Genomic DNA, 22,155 nt, shown 5'->3' with positions numbered 1-22,155 from the left:
GAAAAATGGAAACAACCGTGATCATAGGCAATGGGGTCGCTGGGACGACTGCGGCCGCAACACTGCGCAGAAACGGCTACGAAGGCACCATTAAGCTGATAGGTGAAGAAGCGGCGCTCCCCTATCAACGCCCACCTCTGTCAAAGGCGTGGTTGCTGGATTCAGACAGACCGAAACCGACCCCTTTGCGGCCTCTTTCGTTCTATGAGTCTAACGGCATTGAACTGATGCGCGCGCGCAAGGTCGTCAAAATTGACAGGAACAAGCGTCGAATCCGCTTCTTGGATGGAAAAACAACGAAATTCGATAACTTGATCCTCGCAACGGGAGCAACGCCTCGCCGCCTCGATTTGGCGGGGGCCGATCTTAAAGGGATTCACTATCTAAGAGATTTGAGAGATTCTGCAGGACTCCGCCAAGCACTGAATCGCCCAGGCTGCCACGACGTCGTTATCGTCGGTGCCGGTGTGATCGGACTCGAGGTGGCCTCTGCCGCAATTGATAGTGGAAAGGCCGTCACGATCATAGAGGTTGGTGGACGAGCAATGGCTCGCGTTGCCTCTCCGGCAGCGACAAACTTCATCACTGAAAAGCTATCAGATGCTGGGGTGCGTTTCATGTTCAACAAGCGTCTCGAAGAGTTTGGCGCTGCTAATCAACATGTTTCTTCCATTAACCTTGAAAACGGAATAGAGATTAAGGTCGATCTTGTCTTGGTGAGTATTGGAGCGACGCCGAATATAACCTTAGCCCAGGACGCGGGCTTGGTTTGTGACAATGGAATCTGTGTGGATCAGGACATGCGGACATCCGACCCCAAGATTTTCGCGATTGGTGATTGCGCGCGCGGTGACAACGCGTTCGTGTCGGGAAAGCCGCGCATTGAAACTGTCCATAACGCATCCTCCCAGGCACAAATCGCAGCAGCTACTATCTGCAATAAAACACGCCCAGCTCCCGTACCACCACGATTTTGGTCCGACCTCAAAGGCATGAAGGTTCAAGCCATAGGAATAGCGGCCGGTTACGATCTGGTACGACGCGTTCCAACCCAGCCTCCGACGTCATTGGAGGTGCACCTAAAATACCGCGACCGTCTTGTTGCAGCCGAGGTTATAAACCTTCCCCATCGTCAAGGCGAACTGGTTAAAGAGATTTCTCCCGTATCATTTTCAGATACAAAGTAACTGAAAATCCCTGTCAAAACCATGCGACTTCCGAAGGGAGTGTGCTTCGGATTTTATGGCCAACAGCAAATATGAATGCTGTGCAGCCTACAGCTAAAAGTCGCTTCCTTTAGAATTCGTCCTCTACAACCTCCCTGTGGACGACCAACTGGCGGCACCGGTATTGCCGGTGCCGCCCTTTTCCGAAAGAGTAATTGAACGGCCCATAATGTTTGCGAGACGGATCATCCCGTGACCTGCTTTTGGGCAGGCACCCCATTCCGGCGATCACGCGCCGTTCCAAGAATTCTACTCCGCACCTCCGAATGTAACATATATCGCGTGGCGATATTTCGCGCATCGTGTCCGTTTCGCGGGCATGAACTTGCGGGACCGTGTAGCACTGAACATCCAGGAATTGAGACGCGCCCGCGGCCTCAGCCAGGAGGAGCTTGCTCATCGGGCCGACGTGAGCCGCGGCCATATGGGCAAGGTCGAGAACGCCAAGTTCGCGGCCTCCCTCGACCTTCTCGAACGCATCGCTCGGGCGCTCAATGTCGACCCCGAAGAACTCTTCGCGAAACGCTAGTCTGTTTCCTGCGGCTTTGATCCCGCCATTCCCCAACGAAAGAAAGAACGGCAAGAACAGTACGAGTGGCACGGGTACATGGCGAAAAGAAAGACAGGCTGGCCCTTTCAGGACGGGTTTCTGAACGATGGTACGCAGGAGATCCACCTGTTCACCGATTACCGTTGGAATGATGGTTCGGTGAGCCGCCGCTGGCATGTCGACCGAGAACGCTTCGATGTCAGCTTTGCCGAGCTTCGCCCGGTTTCCCTGAACACATCGGACCGTTCGGATCAGTAAGAGAACCACTCCGAGTGGCCCATGTTGCCCTCGTAGTCGCCGTATTCGACCATGATGCTGCGGGAATAGAAGTGCCAAAGGCCACCGCTGGTCGGATAGGCGATCTCCTGACCGCTTTCCGAGATGAATGTCGAGGGCCAGGGCGTGTGGGATCCGTAGACCCGCTGGATGTAGCGGCAGGTCCGGTTCTCGCGATCGCAGGAACGGATCGACCAATCCCATTGCCGGGGTTCGTCGCGAGGCTCGTAGGATCGCCCGGCGAACCAGATCACATGGGTGCGATTCAGCCATTCATACTCCGGCAGGTTGGTGTCGAGTTCGCCCTCCCCGCCGGGACCGCCCAGCTCGACCGGCACATGGGCAAAGGTGCAGACCCCGAAGGGCGGCAGGCTTGGCCAGGGCGTGATGCGGCGGATCATCGTGCGATAGGCCCGTGCGCAGACCGCGCTCGGCGGGAACCCTCCTGCCATGCAGAGCATGATGGCGCAGTCGATGTCATAGGCCTGCGCCTTCTCCGGGGATCCGAACACCGCCATCACACCCATCGTTGCCGCCATCACCTGTCGTCTCATGTCGCTCTCCCGCAAAAGTTGCGGCAACTATCGTGCAATATGCAATTTTCTGCAATATGTCGTATTGACTCCATATGACTTTATGGCCTTAGTGTCGTGAAGTAGAAGGGCTCTCGTGGGGAGAGTCCGAACATGCCGATAGCGCGCAACCAGATCCTGATCACCATCGATGGTGTCAAAGACTTGTCCGAGAAGGGCATCGCGTTCCGCTGCCGGTATGAACTCGTGGGGTTCACGGACGATGGCAAGCCGCGCTACCAGTGCATCTACCTGCGCGAGGGCGAGCCGGAAGCCATTCTGGTCTCGACACGGATCACCCCGCACGGGCCAGAGCCTCGGTATTTCAACATATGGCCGGGGCTCTTCAAACATCATCTCGAGTTCGGTGACGGGCGCGATCTGCGCTTTGGTCCTGACTACAGCATCACCCTCGAGGAGCGCGGCTGACGTCATCGCCTTCGGCCGCGACGGGACCGCCCGGACTTCGGGCTGGACGTTTCATGGTGAGCGGCCTGCCTGGGCAGGGCTGGATGATAGCGCTGAGGCCGAAGTCGTTCTGGCCTCGCTGGATGTTGCGCAGCCTTCCGGTCGTGACGACATCCTTTCCCTGATCCAGACGACTGCCGTCCGCCACCAGAGGAACCGTGCCCTGCGCCAAGTTAATCTGGGCGCCGACGACTGGCAGGTCCTGTTCCGCGCCCTTGTCGAGGCGGAAAGCAGCTACAACCCGACCGCCGTCAGTCCCAAGGGGGCCTATGGCCTGGGCCAGCTGATGCCGGACACGGCTCGCGCCCTGGGGGTTGATCCGCGCGATCCCACTCAGAACCTCGACGGCGCAGCGCGCTATCTGCTCGCGCAGCTTGCCACGTTCAAGGACATCGACTTGGCGCTCGCGGCTTACAATGCCGGGCCGCATCGGGTCGTCGAATATTCCGGCATCCCGCCTTTCACCGAGACCCGCGACTACATCGCGCGCATCCACCGGATTCGGTCCCGGCTGGCAGGCACCCCCGTTTCCGCGCCGGACACTCGCATCGCAGACCAGGTGCCAGCCCGCGCGCCCGTCCTTATCGATCTTCAGTAAAACAAGGGAACTTCGCATGCTCAGACATCGCCTCAGCCGCCTCTTGCCCGTCTCCACAACCTTGGCGGCTTTCGCAACGCCCGTTCTCGCGCAAGACTTGTCACCCATCCAGACCATGCTGGAAACCGTCGAGGCCGCGCTGACCGGTCCGATCGGGATTGCAGTCGCGACGCTCGCCGTCATCGGCACCGGTTTCATGTGCATGATGGGACGGCTGAACTGGGGCTGGTTCGCTTCGGTCATCATCGGGATCGTGCTGATCTTCTCGGCGGGCACAATCGTCGACGGCTTCTCCTGAGGTTGGCCGATGACTTTCCCGCAACCTCACATCCTACGTTCCTCTCGAACGCGTTTGCTCGGCAAACGCTGCCTCGAGACGACCTACGGATTCTTCATTTCAGCTAAGCGGGAAAGCATCTAGTTGGCAGAACGATCCCCCCTTTTTCTGGGCCTCGCCCGTCCCCCCAAGTATCTGGGTCTCCCTGTCGGATACCTGGTGGTTTTGGCGACTGGGGTCGTTCTGCCCTTCATCTGGACCAAGTCGATGGTCTTCTTCCTGATCGGGATCATTGCCTATCCGATCCTCTGGTTCGTGGCCGACCGCGAGCCGCATTTCTTCGAGGTGCTGCGCGTCTCCTACGGCACGGTCCGCCCGACGAAGAACCGGGCCCTGCACGGAGGCGACAGCTTTGGCGCGTGATGCAGGCACCCTGTCCACTTTTGGGGCCGCACTGCATCAAGCCGGCGGCGGGGAGTTCGCGCGGGAAAGCTATCTCGCCGAGCACCTGCCGTATTTTGGCCTCACCGATGACGATGTCATGGTGCTGCGCGAGGGCGATCTCCTCGCGACCCTGCGCCTCGACGGGCTCAACCCGATGACCAGCGAAGACGCCCGGCTCGATGCGCTCAAACGCGCGGTCGCGGCCATCGTCGCCCAGACCGGCAATGCCTTCGGCTTCTACATCCACCGCATCTCTGTGCCGCAGGATCTCGGGATGCGCCCCATCGAGGGCGACAGTTTCGCCGCTGCGATCGACGCGCGCTGGCAGTCCCATGTGAAGGACCTTCGCCCGGCCAAGCGCCAGCTCTATCTCAGCGTCATCCGGCGCCCCGACATCTCCGCGCGCATTCCCCTCCTACGTGCGCTGGCCCGCAAGGCCTGGGTCAAGGACCGCGCGACACGGATGCAGGAACTCAACGAGGTCATGGGCTTCTTCGAGGTGGCGCTCTCCTCGGCAAACCCTGTGCGGCTCACAAAGTCAGGCGGTGAATGGCTGGGCTACCTCAACACGCTGAACGCCGGCAGCTTCTCTCCCATTGCCTACGGGCAAAGTGCCCTGCCCCTCTCGCATACCTTGAGCAACTGCCGCGCCACCTTTGATGGCGACGTCGTCACCCTGACCGATGCCGTGACCGGTCAGGTCAAATATGGCGCGCTCTTTTCGATGAAGACCTATCCGGCCCTCACGGATGTCACGCTCCTCGACGCGCTCGACCTGCCGCTCGACATCGTGCTGACGAACTCCTTCAGCCCGATCCCGAACAACATCATGGCCGAACGCATCCAGCGGATCATCCGCCAGATGCATGCCTCCGACGATGCCGCTGTCTCCCTGCGGGAACAGCTCGGCCAGGCCGCCGATGACCAGGAGGCGGGGCGTATCGCCTTTGGCGACCATCACCTCTCCATCGCGGTCTACGCGCCGGACCGCGACACGCTGGAACGCGCCGCCGCCCAGATCAAACGCGTCGGCCAGGAGATCATGTCGGTGATCGTGCGCGAGAACATGGCGCTGAAAGCCACCTACTTCGCGCAGTCGCCCGGCAACTTCGGCTACCGTGCGCGCAAGACGCCGATCTCCTCGATCAACTTCGCCGACTTCGCAGCCCTGCATGGCAGCGTCGAAGGGCGTGGCCCGGACCAGTCGCCCTGGGGCCAGACGATCTCGGTCCTGCCCACGGTCGGCACCTCGGGCTATCGCTTCAATTTCCACGAGACGGGCAGCCCCGGCAAGGAACCAACCGTTGGCCATACCCTTGTGCTGGGGCGCACTGGCACCGGCAAGACACTGACCACTGCTTTCCTCGCAGCCCAAGCGCAGCGGGTCGGTGCGCGGCTCTTTTTCTTCGACAAAGATCGCGGTCTTGAGATGGCCGTCCGCGCCCTTGGCGGTCGCTATAACGAAATCCGAGCCGGTGTGCCCACGGGCTTGAACCCCCTCGATACCGAAATCGACGAACGTGGCCGCGCCTGGCTCTCGGATTGGCTGGCGACCCTTCTTTCCCGGGGCGGAACCCTGACCGGCGAGCAATCCCGCCATATCCAGAGCGCGGTCTCGCAAAATGCCCATGCCGAGGGCTCGCTCCGGCGCTTCACGAGTTTCGAGACCCTGTTCCAGTCGCTCGATGACGATGGCGAGCTACAGTCCCGCGTCGCCGAATGGGCCCCAGGCGGCCGCTACGGATGGGTCTTCGATGAGCCGGAACAGGGTGCCGGGCTTGAACTGGCCTCCGACATCATCGGCTTCGACATGACCGAGATCCTCGATATGACCACCGAGCGGATGGCGGTGCTCTCCTACATCTTCCGCCAGATCGAACGCGTGGTCGAGGATCGCCGCCCCACCATCATCGTGCTCGACGAGGCCTGGAAGCTCTTGGACGATCCCTACTTCGGGGCGCGGCTGGAAAACTGGCTGGTGACGCTCAGGAAGATGAACTGCGTCGTGATCATGATGACGCAATACCCGAGCCAATTGCGCGACAGCCGCGTCGGCAAGACCATCGTCGAAACAGTGCCAACTCAGATCCTCTTCCCGAACGACCGCGCCACGGTCTCCGATTACGACTTCCTGCGCGTGAATGCCAAGGAGGCGGCACTCCTCGTGCAGCCGACCATTGGCCAGCGCATCGCGCTCGTGCGCTCGGCGGGCGACAGCGTCTTCATCGATGCCGATCTCTCCGCGCTCGGCAACCTCCTTCCCATCCTTGGCGGCGGCGCCACCGGCGAGGCCCGTGTGCCCGCCGATTGGCGCGCCAACCCCGATTTCTGGAGACATGTGATATGAGTTCGAAACCCCTTGTCGCGCTTTGCGCCGCCGCGAGCCTTCTGGCCGCGTGCGAGAAATACACCGAGAAAACCTCGCCCTGCTTCGGACGCAATGGCGAGCCGCAGGTGACGCGATCCGCGCTTTCCTTCTCGACCATGGGCGCACCGGTTCAGGAGACGGCCAAACCCGACTGCAGCTTCGAACCCCTGCCCCGTCCGGAATGAGGCGCGCGGCGATCATATCCGCCGGGCTCTGCCTCGGTCTTGGTGCCCTGCCCGCGCTCGCCCAGGGCGTGCCGACGCAGGATAATTCCGCGATCGGTCGTGCCATCGCGCGGGTGACGGCACTGGCCGAGGATCTGGGTGTCCAGCAGGACAAGGATCGCACGGAGACGACGCTCGCTGATGTCCAGGCCGACCAGTTGCGCGTCCTCGAGGAGATGACTGCGGCGATCACCGGTCCCGGCTTCGATATCCGCGCGCTCGAGGGCAATGCGGATTTCGGGGTGGCGGCGGTCTATCCCAATACCGATCCGAGCCCGATGAACAGCCGCCTTTTCGGCGAGGGCCGCGAGACCGTCGAGATGATGATCGTCGAGGTCGCGGGCGAATTCGCAGGCGCCCCCGGTGTGTCCCGCGCAGGTCTCTCGGCCACTCAGTGGCGCTGCCTCTTCCAGGCGCTGATCAAGCAGGAAAGCCGCTTCAATGTCGCCGCACAAAGTCCGGTCGGGGCCTATGGTCTGACCCAGCTCATGCCCGGCACCGCGTCTGACCTCGGCGTCGACCGCTATGATGTGAAGGACAACCTCCGCGGTGGCGCCCGCTACATCACCACGCAATTGAACCGCTTCGGCAACATCCCCCATGCACTTGCGGCCTATAACGCAGGCCCCGGCCGGGTGATCGAATATGGCGGCGTGCCGCCCTTTGCCGAGACCCAAGGCTACGTTCGCAATATCTCGAAGTTCTACAACGAGTATCTCGCCGTGGTGGGCGGTGCCGATGCGCTTGGCACGCTCTCACCTTCAGACTTTGCGCTCGCCGAATATGCCAGCATCTCTGAGGCGGCCGTCTATTACGCCGCCGACAGCTCCGCCACGACCGAACAGGTCATCAATCGCCTCCGCGCGATCATCCTGCAGATCGATGCGCAACCCAATGCCAAGGCGGCCTGGGAGCTCAACACCTACGCCAAGGCCGAGATCGGTCGCATCCTCAATCTCCGCGTCCGGCTGATGGCGGCAAACCAGCAGCGCGAGGCGGCTTACGCGCAGCACCTCGTCGCCGACCGGCTGGCCGAGCGCGACTTCATGCAGATGGGAGTTCCCGAATGAGACAGCTTCTCCTGACCGCCGCGGTGGTCACCACACTCGGGTTTTCTTCGCCCGCCTCGGCTCAAGGCGTGCCGACCTTTGATGGATCGCAGCTTGGCCAACTCGTGGCGCAGCTCGAACACATGGCCGAGGACCTGAATGTCCAGATGCAGCAGCTCGCCACCATGCGTCTGGAGTTGGAAACCCAGCTGTCGCAACTCACGAACCTCGAGGCGCAACTGACCTCGTTGATCGAAGGCAGCGGGCTCGGCGAACTCTTTGCCACGGTCGAGGAATTCCGAGCGCTGCGTGGCAAGCTGGTGGCCCCGCTCAACACCGCGCAATCCTTGGCCAGCGGTGATTTTCTGAGCGGCTTCAATCCCGGCGCGGAACTGTCAGCCTCAGTCGAGCGCGTGCTGTCGGGCAGCGGCTTCACCTCGGAACGCCTGGGGACACTCTCAAGCTCTGACCAACCCGCCGACAACCGGATTGCCGCCTCGGCCGGGGCCAGCGCCATGCTCTCCGTCGCGGCACAAGAAAGCCACTCAGAGGCGGGGCAAAGCCTTGAGCGGCTCCAGACCATGGTCGGGCTCATCGACGATCAGGACGGGCTGAAAGCAGCCGTCGATCTCAACACCCGCGTCACCGCCGAGCTCGGGATCATCCTGACCCAGATCTGGCGTCTGGAAGCCGCGCAAGGCGTCAGCGCCGGCCAGCTCGGCGTTGTCGATGCCGCGACCCTTGCAGATGAGCGCAAGTTCCGCTCGATGGCGGTGGATCCATGAAGACTTCCAAACGCATCCCAAGCCGCTTCACTGTGATGGAAGCCGGACTTCTCGGCCTTTCACTTGTTATCCCGGTCGCTCTCCTCCTCCGCCCCGACGCGGCATCAGGTCAGGATCGGCCCTTCACCTCGATGGTCATCGAACGGGACGAAGCCGATGAATGTCGTGTTCCGAAACCGCCCGCAGACCTCGCCGAAACCGCTTACCTGCGCAATGGCTACCGCGCGATCCTGCGTATCCTGATTGCCGAAGAGGCACTCGCCTCAGAAACCTGCACTTGCCTGCTCGACCAGTTCATCTGGGATCAGGCTTTGGGCGCTCTGCCCCGGTTCCAGACCTCAGACAACCCGCGCCTGCCGTTCAAGGTGCTGGACCTCTACGCCAAGGCCGATGCGCTGGAAGCCCAGATTGCGGAGGTCTGTGAAGAGTAAATGGGCGTTATTCGGGACATTCTCGGGCAGGTCGACGCCGCGGTGAACACCGTAGCACAGGACGGCTTTGTTTCTTCCGCGGCCTCGGTCGGCAATGTCATCTCGGCAGGTGCGACCCTCCTTGTCGTGCTTCTCGGGATCAACGCGGTCATGCAACTGCGCCCCCTGCCTTTCGGCACGGGCTTTGCCTTCGGGATAAAAGTGGCGCTGGTTGGGATATTCGCGCAGAGCTGGGACAATTTCAGTGTCATATATGGCGTGGTCACGGAGGTCCCCGACTCCATCGGCGCCTCGATCCTTGCCCTTACCGGCTCGGGCGATGAGGCCGGGGTATATGAGAGCCTCGACAACATGGTCGCCCGCATCACCGCTTATGGCGACACGATCGGCGACCGCGCAGGCTGGGTCTTTGGCGCGGTCCTCGGCGCGATCTTCTTCGTCCTCTCCGCCGTCTTCGCCGCCGTCACCGCCGGGATCATCGCCTTCGCCCGCATCGTTTTCGCACTGATGATCGTGATCGCGCCTTTCATGATCGTGACCTCGCTTTTCAAGCCAACCCAGTCCCTCTTCGAGGCCTGGACCCGCGCCACCATCGGCTATGCGCTGATGCCCGTCGCCGCCGCCGGGGCCGCTGGCATCATTGTCGCCATAGCAGAAGCCATCGGGGATGCGTCAGCCGATCCGGGCGATGTCGAGACCGTCAGCCTCATCCTGCCCTTCCTCGTGATCCTCATTCTCAGCGCCGGGATCATGGCTTCCGTTCCCTATATCGCGTCCAATCTCACCGGCGTGGTGGGCATTGCCTCCAACGCCGTTGGTCTGACCGGCCTCGCACGTCAGGGATTCGTGAACACGCGGGAGTATGGCACGGGTACCGCCTCGCGCCTCGTCACCGGCAAGTCCCCGCATGAGCTGAACCAGATGGCCAATGCGGGCGTGGTGAAGACCGGCGAGATGATCCGCCAAAGCCCCGGCGCGCTCCTCTCCGCCGCCAAATCCTTCCGCAAACCCTGATGTGAAAGACGACTGACTTGAAGACAACCGCAACCCCTTCCGCGAGCCAAGACCGCGACGCTTTTGAAGCGGATTTCATCTACGGGCCACGGCGGCGCGAGCGTTTCGCCTGGTTTGTCGCCGCTGCGGGCGTGTTAGTTGGTGTCGCCGGCATGGTCGCGGGCGCAAGCCTCTTTCCCCTCAAGACGACCGAAACCTTCGTGGTCGTGGTCGACAAGGAAACCGGCGAGATGGACCGGGTCGCCGCCGTCCAGGCCCTGACGCTGTCGGAAAGCGATGCCATCATCCAGGCCAATCTCGTGGCCTACGTCGATGACCGCGAAACCTATGACCTGACCGATGGCGAGCAACGCATCAACTCGGTGCTGGACCGCTCGGATGGAGATGCCGCCCGTACGCTGCGTGATCTCTGGTCTTCGACCAATGAAGACTACCCGATCACGATCTACGGACGCGACGCCAAGATCGAGGTGGTGATCAAGTCGGTGAACCAGATCGAGCGCGGCGTGGCCCAGGTCCGCTTCACCCGCACGCTGCGCCGCCCCCGCGACACCCGCACCGTGACCCGGTCTTACGTCGCAACCGTCGGCTACGACTTCCAACCCGAAACCCGCCAGCGCCTTCAGGATGTCTGGGCCAACCCCTTGGGCTTCGTGGTGACCTCCTACCGCGTCGACGCCGAGACCCTGGAGAACTGACCAAGATGAAATCCCTGCCCGCGCTCCTTTCCACACTTCTCCTAGCGCTTGCCCTTCCAGTTGCCGCCAATGCGGAAGCCACCCCCCAAGGCGGACCGCTCGACATCCGCATCCGCACCGCCGTCTATAACGAGAACCAGGTCTACCGGATCGAAACCGATCTTCGGCATTCGACCACGATTCATTTCGGGGCGGGCGAGCGGTTTGAGGCTGTGATTGTCGGCGACACAGAAAGCTTCCAGGTCGACCCGATCCCCGAGCTTGGCAACGTGCTGACGATCAAACCGCATGTGGCGCAAGCCTCGACCAACATGACGGTGATCACCAATCGCCGCACCTATTCCTTCCATCTGCGCGAGGGCTCGATCCCGAACCGCACCGGTATGTTCTTCGAGGTGCGCTTCCGCTACCCCGACGAAGAACGCCGCGCGGCGGGTGCAACCCAGCCGAAAGGCTTCGAGGCACCGCGCAACTATAACTACCGCGTCTCGGGCGAAGGGGATTTCCGCCCCAGCCATATCTATGACGACGGGCGCTATACGTATTTCGTCTTCCCGGAAAACGCCCGTCAGCCTGCTCTCTTCAAAGCCGACGATCAGGGCCGCGAGCGCACGGTGAACTGGACCCAACAGGGCAACACCGTCCGCGTGCTCGGGGTGAACACCTACTGGACGCTGCGTATCGGCGACGAGGCGATCTGCGCCGCCCGCGACGAAAGCGCGATTTACGTGAGCAACTGACCATGGCCGATCAAACCCCTCCCGACCTGCAGGACCGTCTCGACCAGTTCAGCCAGCGCGGCAAATCCAAACGCCGGGGCAACAGCCTCGGGGTCGGCGCGCTCGCCGCTGCCCTCGCCCTTGGCGGCGCCGGGGTCGCGTATTTTCTGGCCACCGGCTTGCAGGAAGGCGATAGCGCGCTTGAGACCTCCGATGTCGAGGCCTTCCAGGACCGCCGCCCCGGCACCGGCGGGCGGCTGGAGTTCCCGCCCGACGAGACCGAGCAACGAGTCAATGATGCGCTGATCGCGGTCGAGGAAGCGCTCGACGTGCCCGCAGCCACTGCCCCGGAGCCAAGCGCCGACGTGTTGGCCGAGATCGCCAAGCTGCGCGAGGCCCTCGCCGCCAGCCAGGCCGCCCGCAATTCAGAAATCCAATCCGCAGTCGCGGACCTGCGCGAAGCCTTCGACGAACAGAAAGCGGCATTGGAAGCACTCATCGCCGAGAAGGAAACCGAATTGGCCAACCTGCAGCGCCAGACCGAGACCCGTATCGAGGGGCTGCAGGCCATGCTCGATGCCGAACGGGCGCAGCGCGAGGGGCTCGAGGCCGAGCTCGACCGTGAGGGGCTGATCGCCGATCAGCGGCTTCTCGAAGAGCGCCGTCGGCAAGAAGAGGAACAGCGTCAGCGCGAGGCCGAGCGCGTCGCCGAAGAGCTTCTGACCGCGCAGATCAAGTCCCCAGCGGTGGTCTATGCCGACGGACCGCGCGGTGGCCAAAGTGGCGCTGCGGTGGCCGATCCTGCTGCCGCTGGCACTGGCGGGCCGGTCCTCTCGGGCAACGAGCAGTTCCTGCAAAGCGCGCGACCGCTCGAGGTACAAGAGGCCGCCCGCCTCACCCATCCCGAGCGCACGCTAACCCAGGGGTCCGTCATCCAGGCCGCGCTTCAGACCGCCATCAACAGCGATCTGCCTGGCTCCGTGGTCGCGGTCGTCTCCGAGCCGGTCCCGGCGTTTTCCGGGGACCGGATCCTGATCCCCCGGGGCTCCCGCCTTTTCGGCCAATACCGCTCCGGGATTGAGATGCACCAGAAGCGCATCCTGATCCTCTGGACCCGCGTCCTGACCCCGGACGGCACCTCGATGGAAATCGCGGCCGTTGGTGGCGATCAACTCGGTCGCTCTGGTCTCACCGGTCTGGTCGACACCAAGTTCGCCGAGCGCTTCGGCGGCGCGGTACTGATTTCCGTGATCGGGGCGGCACCGGCCGTCGCGGCGGAAAGCGCCAACAATGAAACCACAAGCATCGTCCTTGGCGATGTCGGCAGCGACCTGCAGGATGCCGTCGGATCGGTCATTGCAGACCAGGTGTCGATCGCGCCGACAATCTATGTCGATCAGGGCGCCTCGGTCACCGTGCTCGTGGACAGGGATGTGGTGATTTACGGGGGTTCCGGTTCACAATGAAAAAGAAGCATCAGGTTTCGCGTTCGAGCCGCAGGCGAGAGGCAGCGAAACCAGATTCAATATTACCGGAACCACCGAAATGATGGATCAGGCGTCGCCAGCCTCCTACCTCGAGCGCTATCTCGACCCGTTCCGCGACCTTCTGCGGCGCGATGACGTGGTCGAGATCGCGATCAACCCGGATGGCAAGGTCTGGCTCGAGGTCGCGGGTGACGCCACCATGCGCCACGAAGTCCAGACCGTGGACCGGACCACTGCCCTCAACATGGCCCAGACCATCGTCGGCGACGCCAAGGCCCGCGTTTCTGAAAAGAACCCGCTCGTCTCCGGCAAAGTAGAATACGCGGGCCGCCCGCTTCGGGTCCAGGTCGCCGTGCCGCCCGCCATCGACCGCGGGGCCTCGATCACCATCCGTCTCTTCGCCTCGGGCAGCGTCCGGGACTACGCTCCTGCCTATCTCTTCGGCAAGGCCGTCTCGCTCGACGCGCTCCGAGCCGAGAAGATGAAGAACATTTCCAGTCTCGCCGAAGAGAACCTCGAAGCTGCCCTACAGACCCTGGTCGAGGCACGGCTTAACGTCCTGATCAGTGGCGGCACCTCGACCGGCAAAACAACCTTCGCCCGCCATCTCCTGACCCATGTGAGCGAGCACGAGCGGCTGATTACCATCGAAGACGCCTTCGAGCTCTTCCCCGGCCAGCCGAACACCGTCGCCCTCCTGGCCGACCGCGGTGCCGGCTCGCAACGCAGCGCCAACGCTCTCCTTCAAGCCTCCCTCCGTATGCGCCCCGATCGGATCATCGTCGGCGAGTTGCGCGGGGCCGAGGCCCTGACCTATCTCGAAGCCATTAACACCGGCCATGGCGGGTCGGTCTCAACCATCCACGCCGAAACCGCGGAACTGGCCATCGACCGGCTGGCGATCATGGTGCTGCAGGCTGGCACACCGCTGACATTTGCCGAAGTGCGGGAGTACATCCGGAAATCCATCGATGTGATCGTGCAGCTTGGGCGCGCCGAGGGGAAACGGGGGATTACGGAGTTCTATCTGCCGGGGTCTTGAAAGCCCCAGAACAAAGGCGCTGAGCGGATTTGCGACAGCGCGACGCTGGCCTTGCCTTCCAATACCCGAAGCGGACTTCTTTAGGGCGGTGAACTGGTAATCCCCCCACAAAAACATGGGATTACCAGCTAAATAGAGGAGTTTCTCGACCGTAGCGTTCCTCGCTAGAGCCGGCTTGCTCATCAAACATGATGCGCCTACCTCGCCGCAAGTCACCAGTAATTCGTCAGTTCGCTGTGGAAGGGATTGCTATCGCGACACTTCTGACAATCTGCGCTGCACTCCGCCCGTGGGTGGGCATCTGAACCGCCCAGGGAAACGGCGGCGACGCAGAACGCTCGTACTGGTAAACCAGCACCTCGGGATGCAGCCTGTCATCGAGGTGCCGGCCCAGAGTGAATACAACGCTGTTGGGGGCTGCGATGAACAGGTGAACGCGTTTGACCCCTTTCGCCATGAGGTCACCCAGAAGATCTGTGAAGTCTTTCGCCATGGCAGATTGCTTGTCGGCAGACCAGTGCGCCGTCGTGCTCAGAGTTGGCAAAGCGAGGCGGATCAGAGGCATATCACCGAGAGTCGCCCTGATACCGTCTGCGTCCGACGGGTAGGAAACAGCGACGGCCAAAGCTACCTCCGAAACATCATCCTTCAGACCTTCGTCTCCGAAAACGCCGAACCGGTCTCCGTCATCTTCGCCGTCAGGTTCGCGCCATTTTTCTGCGAAACGATCCCAGTCCATCACGGTGAGACCGGCTTCATTGCCAACCATCATACCGGTCAGGAACGTCAGCGGAACCGGAGCCATGCCACCGTAGACCAGCCTGACGTTGCCAGGACCCGCCGCATCACGCTTCTGACGAAGCTGTTGCCGCAACCCGGCAATCTGTGAGAGTGCATCTTCGGGACTGCTGATCTGACTCGTTGAGGTCGACTGCCGGTGGTCGACCGGCAGGAGATCGATACGGCCGTTCAGGTGCTTCGGCACGGCAGAGGCAAGGGGAGTATCAACGGTCTGGTGCAGCCCGCGGTGCTCCAGCACAACCACGCTCTGCTTCCTGAGCTGCCGCCGGTCGGCGATGTGATCGATCACACCAAGGACACCTCCCGCAGCGAGGAGCAGAATGCCGAAGAAGACGGTGATCTGGGACCAGTAGACCGATAGCCCGCCACCATCCGCCTGCACGGCCAGCCGCAGGACGCGGTCCGCATCGATCCAGGAAAGATCACCGGACAGCCCGCCGACGCCCAACCCGGCGACGATCAATGTGACACCGGCACGCAGCAACCTCGACGGCCAGGACGGGATCCGGAAGACATAGGTGATCAATCCATCGAAAAACCGGTCACCATGTTTGCGCCAGAAAGACATGTCCTCAGCCTCCGGATCAGCCAATATTCACGATGAACTGACCGCTGCGCGCGGCCAGTTTGCCATTCTTCACAATGAAACACTCAATGCTGTGCTGGCCCCGATAGAGGGTGCTCTCAGAATGGGACAGACCTCCCCGGACCGCCGCGTCCGGGCTGAAGCCCCCACGCAGGCAATCCGCATCCTCGGCTTCCCTTCCGGTGTTCACGATCTGCCAGTAGACCTTGAAACGCCCGGTCACCGTTGTGTCCGCCTCAAAGCGCAGGCTGCAATTTCTGGGAAGCGGCGCGGCATTGCTCACGAAGCTCTGCGGCCTGAATCCCTGCTGCGTGAAGCTCGCCGTACGAATAGTCACGCTGCCTTCCGCAGCCTGCGGCCATCGCGGTCTTCGCATATAGGCTGGCGCAAGGACTAGATTCACCGCACGGACCAGCCGCGCGGGAACACCCGGTTTCCTGACCGGATTGCGACGCCCCAGTGCGCGTTCGACCAGCCCCTGCCCCATGCGTTCGCTGAGGACGGCACCAACACCGTCGGCAGTGAGAGCCTGGTCTGCCGATGCAAAATCGCTGCGGGCCTGCTGAAGCCACTCATGGAATGCGTCCCGGCGTTCGGAGTGCTTTTCCCACTTGTCAGCAAAATTTTCCTCGGGGTCGGCCGGGTTTTCGACCCAGTCCACGCCATTGCGACGGGTAATATACCGGTCCATTCCGTGAAGGATCGAGAACAGCGCATCGGATAGGCGTTCCTCCTGGTTATAGGCATGTGCAGCAAGGGTCGTGATCAGGATGGAGATCGGCTTGTCATCCGGCCGGTCGCTGAACATGAGATCGCGATGGCGTTTAAGGATCTGGATAGCGCCCTGCAGAGGGGTACGCACCCGCCATGCAGGAACATCCTCAACGCTGGCCTGCATCCTGCGCGCCTCGTTGAGAGCACGACTTCTGAACGCCTGGCCCATCCGATCGCGAAACCAGAGCGCATAGCCTTTGGGATTGCTGCGCGGCCAGCGGCCGCCTTCCTGCCGGAAGCCGTCGTGTTCCTTGTCTGTGATCGCGAGCGCAGTTGCCCCCAGTCGGGCAAGCGCGGGGCCCGCTTCACTCAGATAGCGCCGCTTCTCGAAGTCAGGCACCGCAGGCAGGACATCCATGTGAAACTGTGCGCCATCTGCGTAGACCAGGGTCCAACAACGGCGCCCGTCTTCGGGTTTGCTCATGCCATATCGCCGGGCATAGGCTTTGACTTCGACGCCAACGCGACGTTTCAGCTCTGCCTGGGTCAGTGCCGACTTCTCGTAATCGAGGCGGCAGACCATATCGATGTCATAGTCTTCTTCGTCTGACGCGGGCCGTATTGCAGTCCCCAGCCGAAATGAACCCTGCACATACACGTCGGGACTGCCATCCCGAACAGTCGAGTCCGGCCGGTGCAACCACTCGCCGAGCGACTTGTAACTGCGCTCAGCCTGTTCATACCGACCGGGCGAGACCTGAAGCTCCTCAACTAAGTCTTCCAATAATTGATCAACAGGCCTGGTATTCGTCAAAGGGAATTCCATTATATTAAACCTCCATACGGTGCTGGTGCCCGTCGTCTACTGATTTGGCGAAGGCAGGGCTGAGTAGAAGAGAGGCGGCCAATCCCGCGAAGGTATGAAAAATTTGCGCTCGGTGATTTACAATGGCCTAAGCGCTAATCTTGATCGTTGGCTCGAACCCCTTCCCCGGTTTTTGATCGTAGATCACCAAAGGCAGATCGGCTTTGGGCATTCGAGAGCGACCCGTTTCGACAGCCGCGGAAGCCGGAAGAACAGGAAATACGTTGATAGTCGCATCCTCGCCGTGGTGGGCCTTGATCCGATCAAAGAGCCTGCGAAGGTGAGTCTTATAGATTGCAAGATCGTCCTGTCTTCGCATGATGTCGTTATGAGGATCCTCTGCCGTGATCGACCAGATTGCAGCGTTATCGCCCAGAACCGAGCGAATTCTCTGATCATCTACGGTCGCGCTGAGCGCCAGCTTGAGGGCGACTGGTACGTCCTTCGGCCCAGAGTACTCGCCAATTTTGAAATTTATCGACGGCTGGTGGAGTTGCCATTTCCAAGTAGATGGCTCGCGATATTTTTGGTGAACACACACGGGCATGATGTCACCCAGCAATGTACCGAGCTCAATGAGAAGAGGCTGCGGAGCAAGCGCAAACACACTCAACTGAAGGATCTCCTTCTGCTCTATCCGCTCCTTCACCTTGCGTTGAAACTGACGATGCAGATGCGCGCTTTGCATGCCCCAAAATCCCGGTTCATCATCCTTGATTTCGGAATTTAGCTCGATGTCGATGGTTCGTCGCTCCGCCGGATGTCTGTCGGGCGGCATAGCGGCAAAGATGGCTTTGGTGGAAACCAGCGAGTCCATCTGGCCGATAGTTGCCGCGAAACGGAGCACATGAGCTGCGCGGTCAGAGTCCATATCTGTAACAGTCTCGATCCGCTCTTCGTGCTCGCGCTTCATTGCCACGAGCGTTTCTTCCGGATAGTCGTCCACGTGATCTACGTCGATTTCCTTGTGATGGACGGGACACATTAGCATCAGGTTGCTGATGTCGCGGGCGAGAAGTGGCGAACGGACTTTGTCACCCCTCGGACCATTCTCGCTATCTGCCACAATATGCGCGATGAAACCGAACTTTCCGTCTTCCTTGCCAGCGATTAGATCCCCGACAAGGAGCTTGTTGCATCCTGAAAATTCACATCGACCCGCCGCCAAAGCCCACAATTGGGTCTGAATCTTGGCTGGGATGTTTGAACTAGACAATTTTCTGCTCCATTTTTGAATAGTGCCGCCACAGCGAGTTACGATGGGATGGTCAGTCGAGGACCCAACCAATTTCAGGCTACCGAATGATGCTAGTGTTCCGGCAGTTGCCAACCCTCGCCAAATTCAGCTTCTGAAACTTCATCCGCAATTATCAACTGGCCGGCCTCGGGCAATTGGCCACGTTGAAACGTGGTAATAGTAGCCTGAATCGAGGCGTTGGCGATTAGACGGACGATTACCAACGCCGCAAACGAAGGTCCGCTGTTTTCTACCATATCCGTCATCGCGGCCACGTCGATCTCGCTAGGTATTGGTGGGAATGTCGGGTGCGAGTGCCACTCGCCAAGATAGTCAACCCGTCCAGCGCGACCGCTGTTCTCCAGCAAGATTCGATCCATCTGTTGTGAGTGGGGCTCAGGTAAACTATCGAAACGATCTCGTGTCCCTGCCTCAAGATCGACGGTCAAACCGACGAGATCAAATTTTCCCGGAGCTGTCTGTTCTGCAACCAACCACCCGCCGATCTCGCGGTTGCCGCCCTTCTTGAGGTGGGTCTGCATTTTAGCAAGCTGCGAGCGTGAGACTGTGAGGCTAAGCGTCATCTTGTACTCCAAGGTGAGTCATGACGCGTTCAACGCCCTCTTCTGCACAACTAGTGCTGCCCTTTTCCCATCCTTCGTGAGGAGCGAAAATAACTGGGTGGGTGTCGAAGGGATGTTCAAAGATCCAACCTTTGCGCAGCCCGATAAAGTAGGCAGGTTCCGGATGAACTCTCATCTCTGTGATTTCCAGGGCGTCTAGGGCGTGACGTGCCAGCCTATTGGCAATGACACCCACATCGCCGTCAGAAGCGAAGAGGGGTTCATCGTCGCCATCACCTTGCACCCCGTAATTGTGCTCGCGGCCCTCTGGCGGTGCCATACCTTTCTCGTCGCACCATGCTCGCAATTGAGTTGCAGCGGTCAGTGGTGGCGGATCTTCAGACGGGATACTTCGTGCAATCAATCCTCCGAGCCCTCCCGCGTAGACTCGTCCCCAAACGAGGGGTTTACGCTTCTGCGTGCAAATGGCCGCTGCCATTCGAAACACTCCGCTATCAGCCGTCGTATCTATGACGAGATCACAAGTGCTTATGATCTCGCTCAACTGAGCAATATGCTGGACAGCGGATTGAGACGTCAGACTCATACCCAAAGCACCGACTTTCACTGCCGGATTTATTCGCAACAATCTGTGCCTTAGAGAAACTGCCTTGTGATGCCCCACATCCATTTCATCGAGTTCGTTTCGAACCAAGTTGTCGGACCAAAGAACATCATTATCCAGCAACATGAAATGACCGACGCCTTCGCGCGCAAGACTGGCGGCCACTTTTGATCCCAGCGAACCTGCGCCAATGATGCAGATGCTAGATTCTCGAAACATCTTCCCGTGGAGTCGGCGTTCTCTAGCTTTCGGCGGTTCAAAGGTATGAAACAGGTCAATCTTTCGTTTCGATCCATTGTGCCGAACGCGCAACAATACCTCTCGCCTACCATTTGACATGACAACCAACATGTCGCCGGCGTCTTCTACCCATTTACGGAGCCATGAAGGTAGGTACTGGTACAAGAGCCCCTTCAACTCTTCGGGATGCAGATCTGGAATTTGTCGAATATCGGGCAATCGATATAGGACCCCAGGAACCACCCTTCCCCCAAATCCCGCACCATCAATCGGCACCCGTAAACCAGAATCCAGCCCGATGCTCGCGATGCGAGCAACAAGAACTTCAGAACCCCCAACCCGGCGCTCCAAAGTCATATGAATATCGGTTGCGTGTCCGGCAAGGCGCAACCTTAAAAGCCGTGCGGTGTCAGGCGGTAGCATGAAGCGCCGGGAGCACCCCGAGAGCAAAGAAGGTAAGTCGGCTGGATGAGCGCTTTCCACGTCTGAGAAAGCATCGTCCTTTGGGGTTGCCTCGAGAAGTGCTTTGGCACTCCGGACCACATCCGTGCTTTTGCAGTCGGGGTGCCAGTTATCCGGTCTATACTGAAGGCATAGTTCGCCACCCTCGCCATACTGGTGCTGGGATAGCCGGACCGAGCTGTCGGCTGGAAGTACAAATGGTGGCAGATCTGGAAAAAGTGCCGGGAAAACCAGCCGCAATGGAATGCGACGCTCCCTGGCGAGCAGAACAAACGACCAAGTCAGCAGGCCATCGGCGTTTTTGCCGAATTGGGGTTCTTCCAGCCAATCTGATGCCGCGGCTAGGTCAGCGAGCTCTTCACACTCACGGATTAGCCGCGCTTCGCCGGCTGTGAAGTCCATCAACCAAAACCTTTTGGCTCCGTCGGCCTCCGATCCTCACCACCAAAAACGAGACCGGGCGCAGAAGCCCCGGCTGCAGCGGCAGGAGCAACGGATGCCGCACGTGACCCCGCAGATGCCGCTACCCTCGAGCGCGCACCTTCAACGAGGGTGCTTCCAAGATTTCGTGAGAGCTCGTTTAGAACAATATATGTGTCACTGAACCTTTGAACGGTACCAAAATCCGTTCGAGCAGCCTCCAGCCACTTGAAGAAGGATTCCCGGCGCTCCGGAAATTTTTCCCACCTATCCGCAAAATTTTCTGAAGGGTCCGTAGGGTTGGCGATCCATGACACCCCATTCCGTTCTTCGATCGCGAGATGCATGTCCCTCAAAATCTTGGCAATTGCATCCGATACCCTTGCTTCGCCTGCATAGGCATGGGTTGAGAGCGTCGTGAGGATCACACTAATAACCTTCAGGTCCGGATCCCGCTCCGCGAACCACTCATCCCTGTGACGCTTCAAGATCATGATGGATGACTGAAGAGGCGTTCGCACCCGAAACACCGGGACGTCCTCCACACTCGCTGTCACTTTGCCTTGGGCGTCGAGGAATGCCCTGCGACGTTCATTTAGTTGTTCGATCTGCCTCGACTTGAACCATGCGGCAAAGCCCCTGGGATTGCTTCGGGGCCAATCATCCGTGATGATACGGTATGTGCTAGTCTTGTCTTTATCGGTGATGGCAATCGCACCTTCCGCAAGCGCCTGATCCGCGAGGTAGGAAGAAAGAACGGCACGCATGTTTGCCTCGTTCGGCACAGCCGGCAATACGTCCATGTGGAATTGTGCACCATCTGCGTAGGTCAAGGTGCAGCATCTTCTAGGCTCATCGCTTACCTCATTCTTGATCCCTCGCGCATCGCGATACGCCGTGAGTTCAGTCAGCAGAAGGGCGCGCAGATCAGCTTGGGAAATTTGCGCTTTCGTCAGCGACCGGAACGAGACAACTATGTCGAGATCGTAATCTTCGTCCTTGGATGTCGGCTTGATCGGTGTGCCGAGCGCGAAAGAGCCTTGGATATAGACATCGGGATCATAATCACGAACTTTGGACTCATCTCGGTGCAAAAACTCGCCAAGGTCCTTGTAGCGTCTTTCTGCTTGATCAAAGCGATCTTGCGGCACGGCCAATTCTTCAGCGAGCTTTTCAATCGCGACGTTATAGCCAAAACCTATGTTCGAACTCGTGTTCATCATCAACTTCCTAACTCAAATGACCTCAACTTAAAGATGTTCGTTTGGCCCCGACTTTTCAACCTTTTTGCGGAGCCGTATTTGCAGATTTTCTATAGCCCTTCAGTCCGTATGCTATTGATCTTACGTTCGTCTTGGCTGGCGGCAATGACGGCGTTAACGATTGGCACACCCGAGACCCGCTGCTCACGTTG

24 protein-coding genes are annotated in these 22,155 nt (G+C 60.2%); 17 read left to right on the top strand and 7 right to left on the bottom strand.

The annotated features are described in order from the left end of the window. Positions 1–5: 5 nt before the first annotated feature. The 3 genes from N1037_19940 to N1037_19930 all read left to right on the top strand — a co-directional run bounded on the left by N1037_19940 (position 6) and on the right by N1037_19930 (position 2,034). Positions 6–1,187, top strand: coding sequence for an FAD-dependent oxidoreductase (locus tag N1037_19940; GenBank protein ID UWS81546.1), 1,182 nt, complete (start codon positions 6–8; stop codon positions 1,185–1,187). Positions 1,188–1,545: 358 nt separating this feature from the next. After that, the gene (locus N1037_19935) at positions 1,546–1,755 is read left to right on the top strand and encodes a helix-turn-helix transcriptional regulator (protein UWS81545.1); all 210 of its coding nucleotides are present in this window, start codon (positions 1,546–1,548) and stop codon (positions 1,753–1,755) included. A 78-nt stretch (positions 1,756–1,833) separates the two neighbouring features. Further along, positions 1,834–2,034 (top strand): hypothetical protein, encoded by a 201-nt coding sequence (locus N1037_19930; GenBank protein UWS81544.1) that lies wholly within the window; start codon positions 1,834–1,836, stop codon positions 2,032–2,034. Here N1037_19930 and N1037_19925 read toward each other — a convergent pair. Next, positions 2,028–2,606 carry a hypothetical protein gene (locus N1037_19925; GenBank protein UWS81543.1) on the bottom strand — a complete coding sequence of 193 codons (579 nt, stop codon included), beginning with the start codon at positions 2,604–2,606 and terminating at the stop codon, positions 2,028–2,030. The genes N1037_19930 and N1037_19925 overlap by 7 nt on opposite strands. Before the next feature lie 132 nt (positions 2,607–2,738). Between N1037_19925 and N1037_19920 the strand changes: the two genes are divergently transcribed. The 14 genes from N1037_19920 to virB11 all read left to right on the top strand — a co-directional run bounded on the left by N1037_19920 (position 2,739) and on the right by virB11 (position 14,228). Further along, a complete protein-coding gene (locus N1037_19920; protein UWS81542.1) occupies positions 2,739–3,053 on the top strand; it encodes a hypothetical protein in 315 nt (104 codons plus the stop codon). Continuing rightward, the gene (locus tag N1037_19915) at positions 3,013–3,690 is read left to right on the top strand and encodes a lytic transglycosylase domain-containing protein (protein ID UWS81541.1); all 678 of its coding nucleotides are present in this window, start codon (positions 3,013–3,015) and stop codon (positions 3,688–3,690) included. Before N1037_19920 ends, N1037_19915 begins: the two co-directional genes overlap by 41 nt. 16 nt (positions 3,691–3,706) lie before the next feature. Beyond that, entirely contained in the window at positions 3,707–3,988 is a 282-nt protein-coding gene (locus N1037_19910; protein ID UWS81540.1) for a TrbC/VirB2 family protein, read from the top strand. 123 nt (positions 3,989–4,111) lie between these two features. Next, positions 4,112–4,390, top strand: a complete 279-nt coding sequence (locus tag N1037_19905) for a VirB3 family type IV secretion system protein (GenBank protein UWS81539.1) — start codon at positions 4,112–4,114, stop codon at positions 4,388–4,390. Further along, the gene (locus N1037_19900) at positions 4,380–6,758 is read left to right on the top strand and encodes a type IV secretion system protein B4 (GenBank protein ID UWS81538.1); all 2,379 of its coding nucleotides are present in this window, start codon (positions 4,380–4,382) and stop codon (positions 6,756–6,758) included. Before N1037_19905 ends, N1037_19900 begins: the two co-directional genes overlap by 11 nt. Next, positions 6,755–6,964, top strand: a complete 210-nt coding sequence (locus tag N1037_19895; GenBank protein UWS81537.1) for a hypothetical protein — start codon at positions 6,755–6,757, stop codon at positions 6,962–6,964. Before N1037_19900 ends, N1037_19895 begins: the two co-directional genes overlap by 4 nt. Then, positions 6,961–8,073 carry a lytic transglycosylase domain-containing protein gene (locus N1037_19890; protein UWS81536.1) on the top strand — a complete coding sequence of 371 codons (1,113 nt, stop codon included), beginning with the start codon at positions 6,961–6,963 and terminating at the stop codon, positions 8,071–8,073. The genes N1037_19895 and N1037_19890 overlap by 4 nt, the downstream gene beginning before the upstream one ends. Continuing rightward, a complete protein-coding gene (locus tag N1037_19885) occupies positions 8,070–8,837 on the top strand; it encodes a type IV secretion system protein (GenBank protein UWS81535.1) in 768 nt (255 codons plus the stop codon). The genes N1037_19890 and N1037_19885 overlap by 4 nt, the downstream gene beginning before the upstream one ends. After that, on the top strand, positions 8,834–9,268 hold the full coding sequence (locus N1037_19880; GenBank protein UWS81534.1) for a hypothetical protein: 435 nt from the start codon (positions 8,834–8,836) through the stop codon (positions 9,266–9,268). Before N1037_19885 ends, N1037_19880 begins: the two co-directional genes overlap by 4 nt. After that, positions 9,269–10,282 carry a type IV secretion system protein gene (locus N1037_19875; protein UWS81533.1) on the top strand — a complete coding sequence of 338 codons (1,014 nt, stop codon included), beginning with the start codon at positions 9,269–9,271 and terminating at the stop codon, positions 10,280–10,282. 17 nt (positions 10,283–10,299) lie between these two features. After that, entirely contained in the window at positions 10,300–10,980 is a 681-nt protein-coding gene (locus N1037_19870; protein ID UWS81532.1) for a type IV secretion system protein, read from the top strand. A 5-nt stretch (positions 10,981–10,985) separates the two neighbouring features. Beyond that, a complete protein-coding gene (locus N1037_19865; protein UWS81531.1) occupies positions 10,986–11,720 on the top strand; it encodes a TrbG/VirB9 family P-type conjugative transfer protein in 735 nt (244 codons plus the stop codon). A gap of 2 nt (positions 11,721–11,722) precedes the next feature. After that, positions 11,723–13,165 (top strand): type IV secretion system protein B10, encoded by a 1,443-nt coding sequence (locus N1037_19860; GenBank protein UWS81530.1) that lies wholly within the window; start codon positions 11,723–11,725, stop codon positions 13,163–13,165. An 82-nt stretch (positions 13,166–13,247) separates the two neighbouring features. Beyond that, positions 13,248–14,228, top strand: a complete 981-nt coding sequence (gene virB11, locus N1037_19855) for a P-type DNA transfer ATPase VirB11 (GenBank protein ID UWS81582.1) — start codon at positions 13,248–13,250, stop codon at positions 14,226–14,228. 226 nt (positions 14,229–14,454) lie between these two features. On the opposite strand, the gene N1037_19850 is transcribed toward virB11, so the two are convergent. The 6 genes from N1037_19850 to N1037_19825 all read right to left on the bottom strand — a co-directional run bounded on the left by N1037_19850 (position 14,455) and on the right by N1037_19825 (position 21,961). After that, a complete protein-coding gene (locus N1037_19850; protein UWS81529.1) occupies positions 14,455–15,597 on the bottom strand; it encodes an SAVED domain-containing protein in 1,143 nt (380 codons plus the stop codon). Between the two features lie 16 nt (positions 15,598–15,613). Beyond that, a complete protein-coding gene (locus tag N1037_19845) occupies positions 15,614–17,155 on the bottom strand; it encodes a nucleotidyltransferase (protein UWS81528.1) in 1,542 nt (513 codons plus the stop codon). Between the two features lie 127 nt (positions 17,156–17,282). After that, on the bottom strand, positions 17,283–18,410 hold the full coding sequence (locus N1037_19840; protein ID UWS81527.1) for an SAVED domain-containing protein: 1,128 nt from the start codon (positions 18,408–18,410) through the stop codon (positions 17,283–17,285). A 92-nt stretch (positions 18,411–18,502) separates the two neighbouring features. Then, positions 18,503–19,015, bottom strand: coding sequence for a Mov34/MPN/PAD-1 family protein (locus N1037_19835; protein ID UWS81526.1), 513 nt, complete (start codon positions 19,013–19,015; stop codon positions 18,503–18,505). Next, on the bottom strand, positions 19,005–20,723 hold the full coding sequence (locus N1037_19830) for a ThiF family adenylyltransferase (GenBank protein UWS81525.1): 1,719 nt from the start codon (positions 20,721–20,723) through the stop codon (positions 19,005–19,007). Before N1037_19830 ends, N1037_19835 begins: the two co-directional genes overlap by 11 nt. Next, positions 20,723–21,961 carry a nucleotidyltransferase gene (locus N1037_19825; GenBank protein ID UWS81524.1) on the bottom strand — a complete coding sequence of 413 codons (1,239 nt, stop codon included), beginning with the start codon at positions 21,959–21,961 and terminating at the stop codon, positions 20,723–20,725. Before N1037_19825 ends, N1037_19830 begins: the two co-directional genes overlap by 1 nt. Positions 21,962–22,155: the final 194 nt, after the last annotated feature.

It is taken from the genome of Phaeobacter sp. G2 (genome assembly GCA_025163595.1).
Taxonomy (GTDB): Bacteria; Pseudomonadota; Alphaproteobacteria; order Rhodobacterales; family Rhodobacteraceae; genus Pseudophaeobacter.
This window is presented reverse-complemented; position numbering and strand designations above follow the sequence as displayed.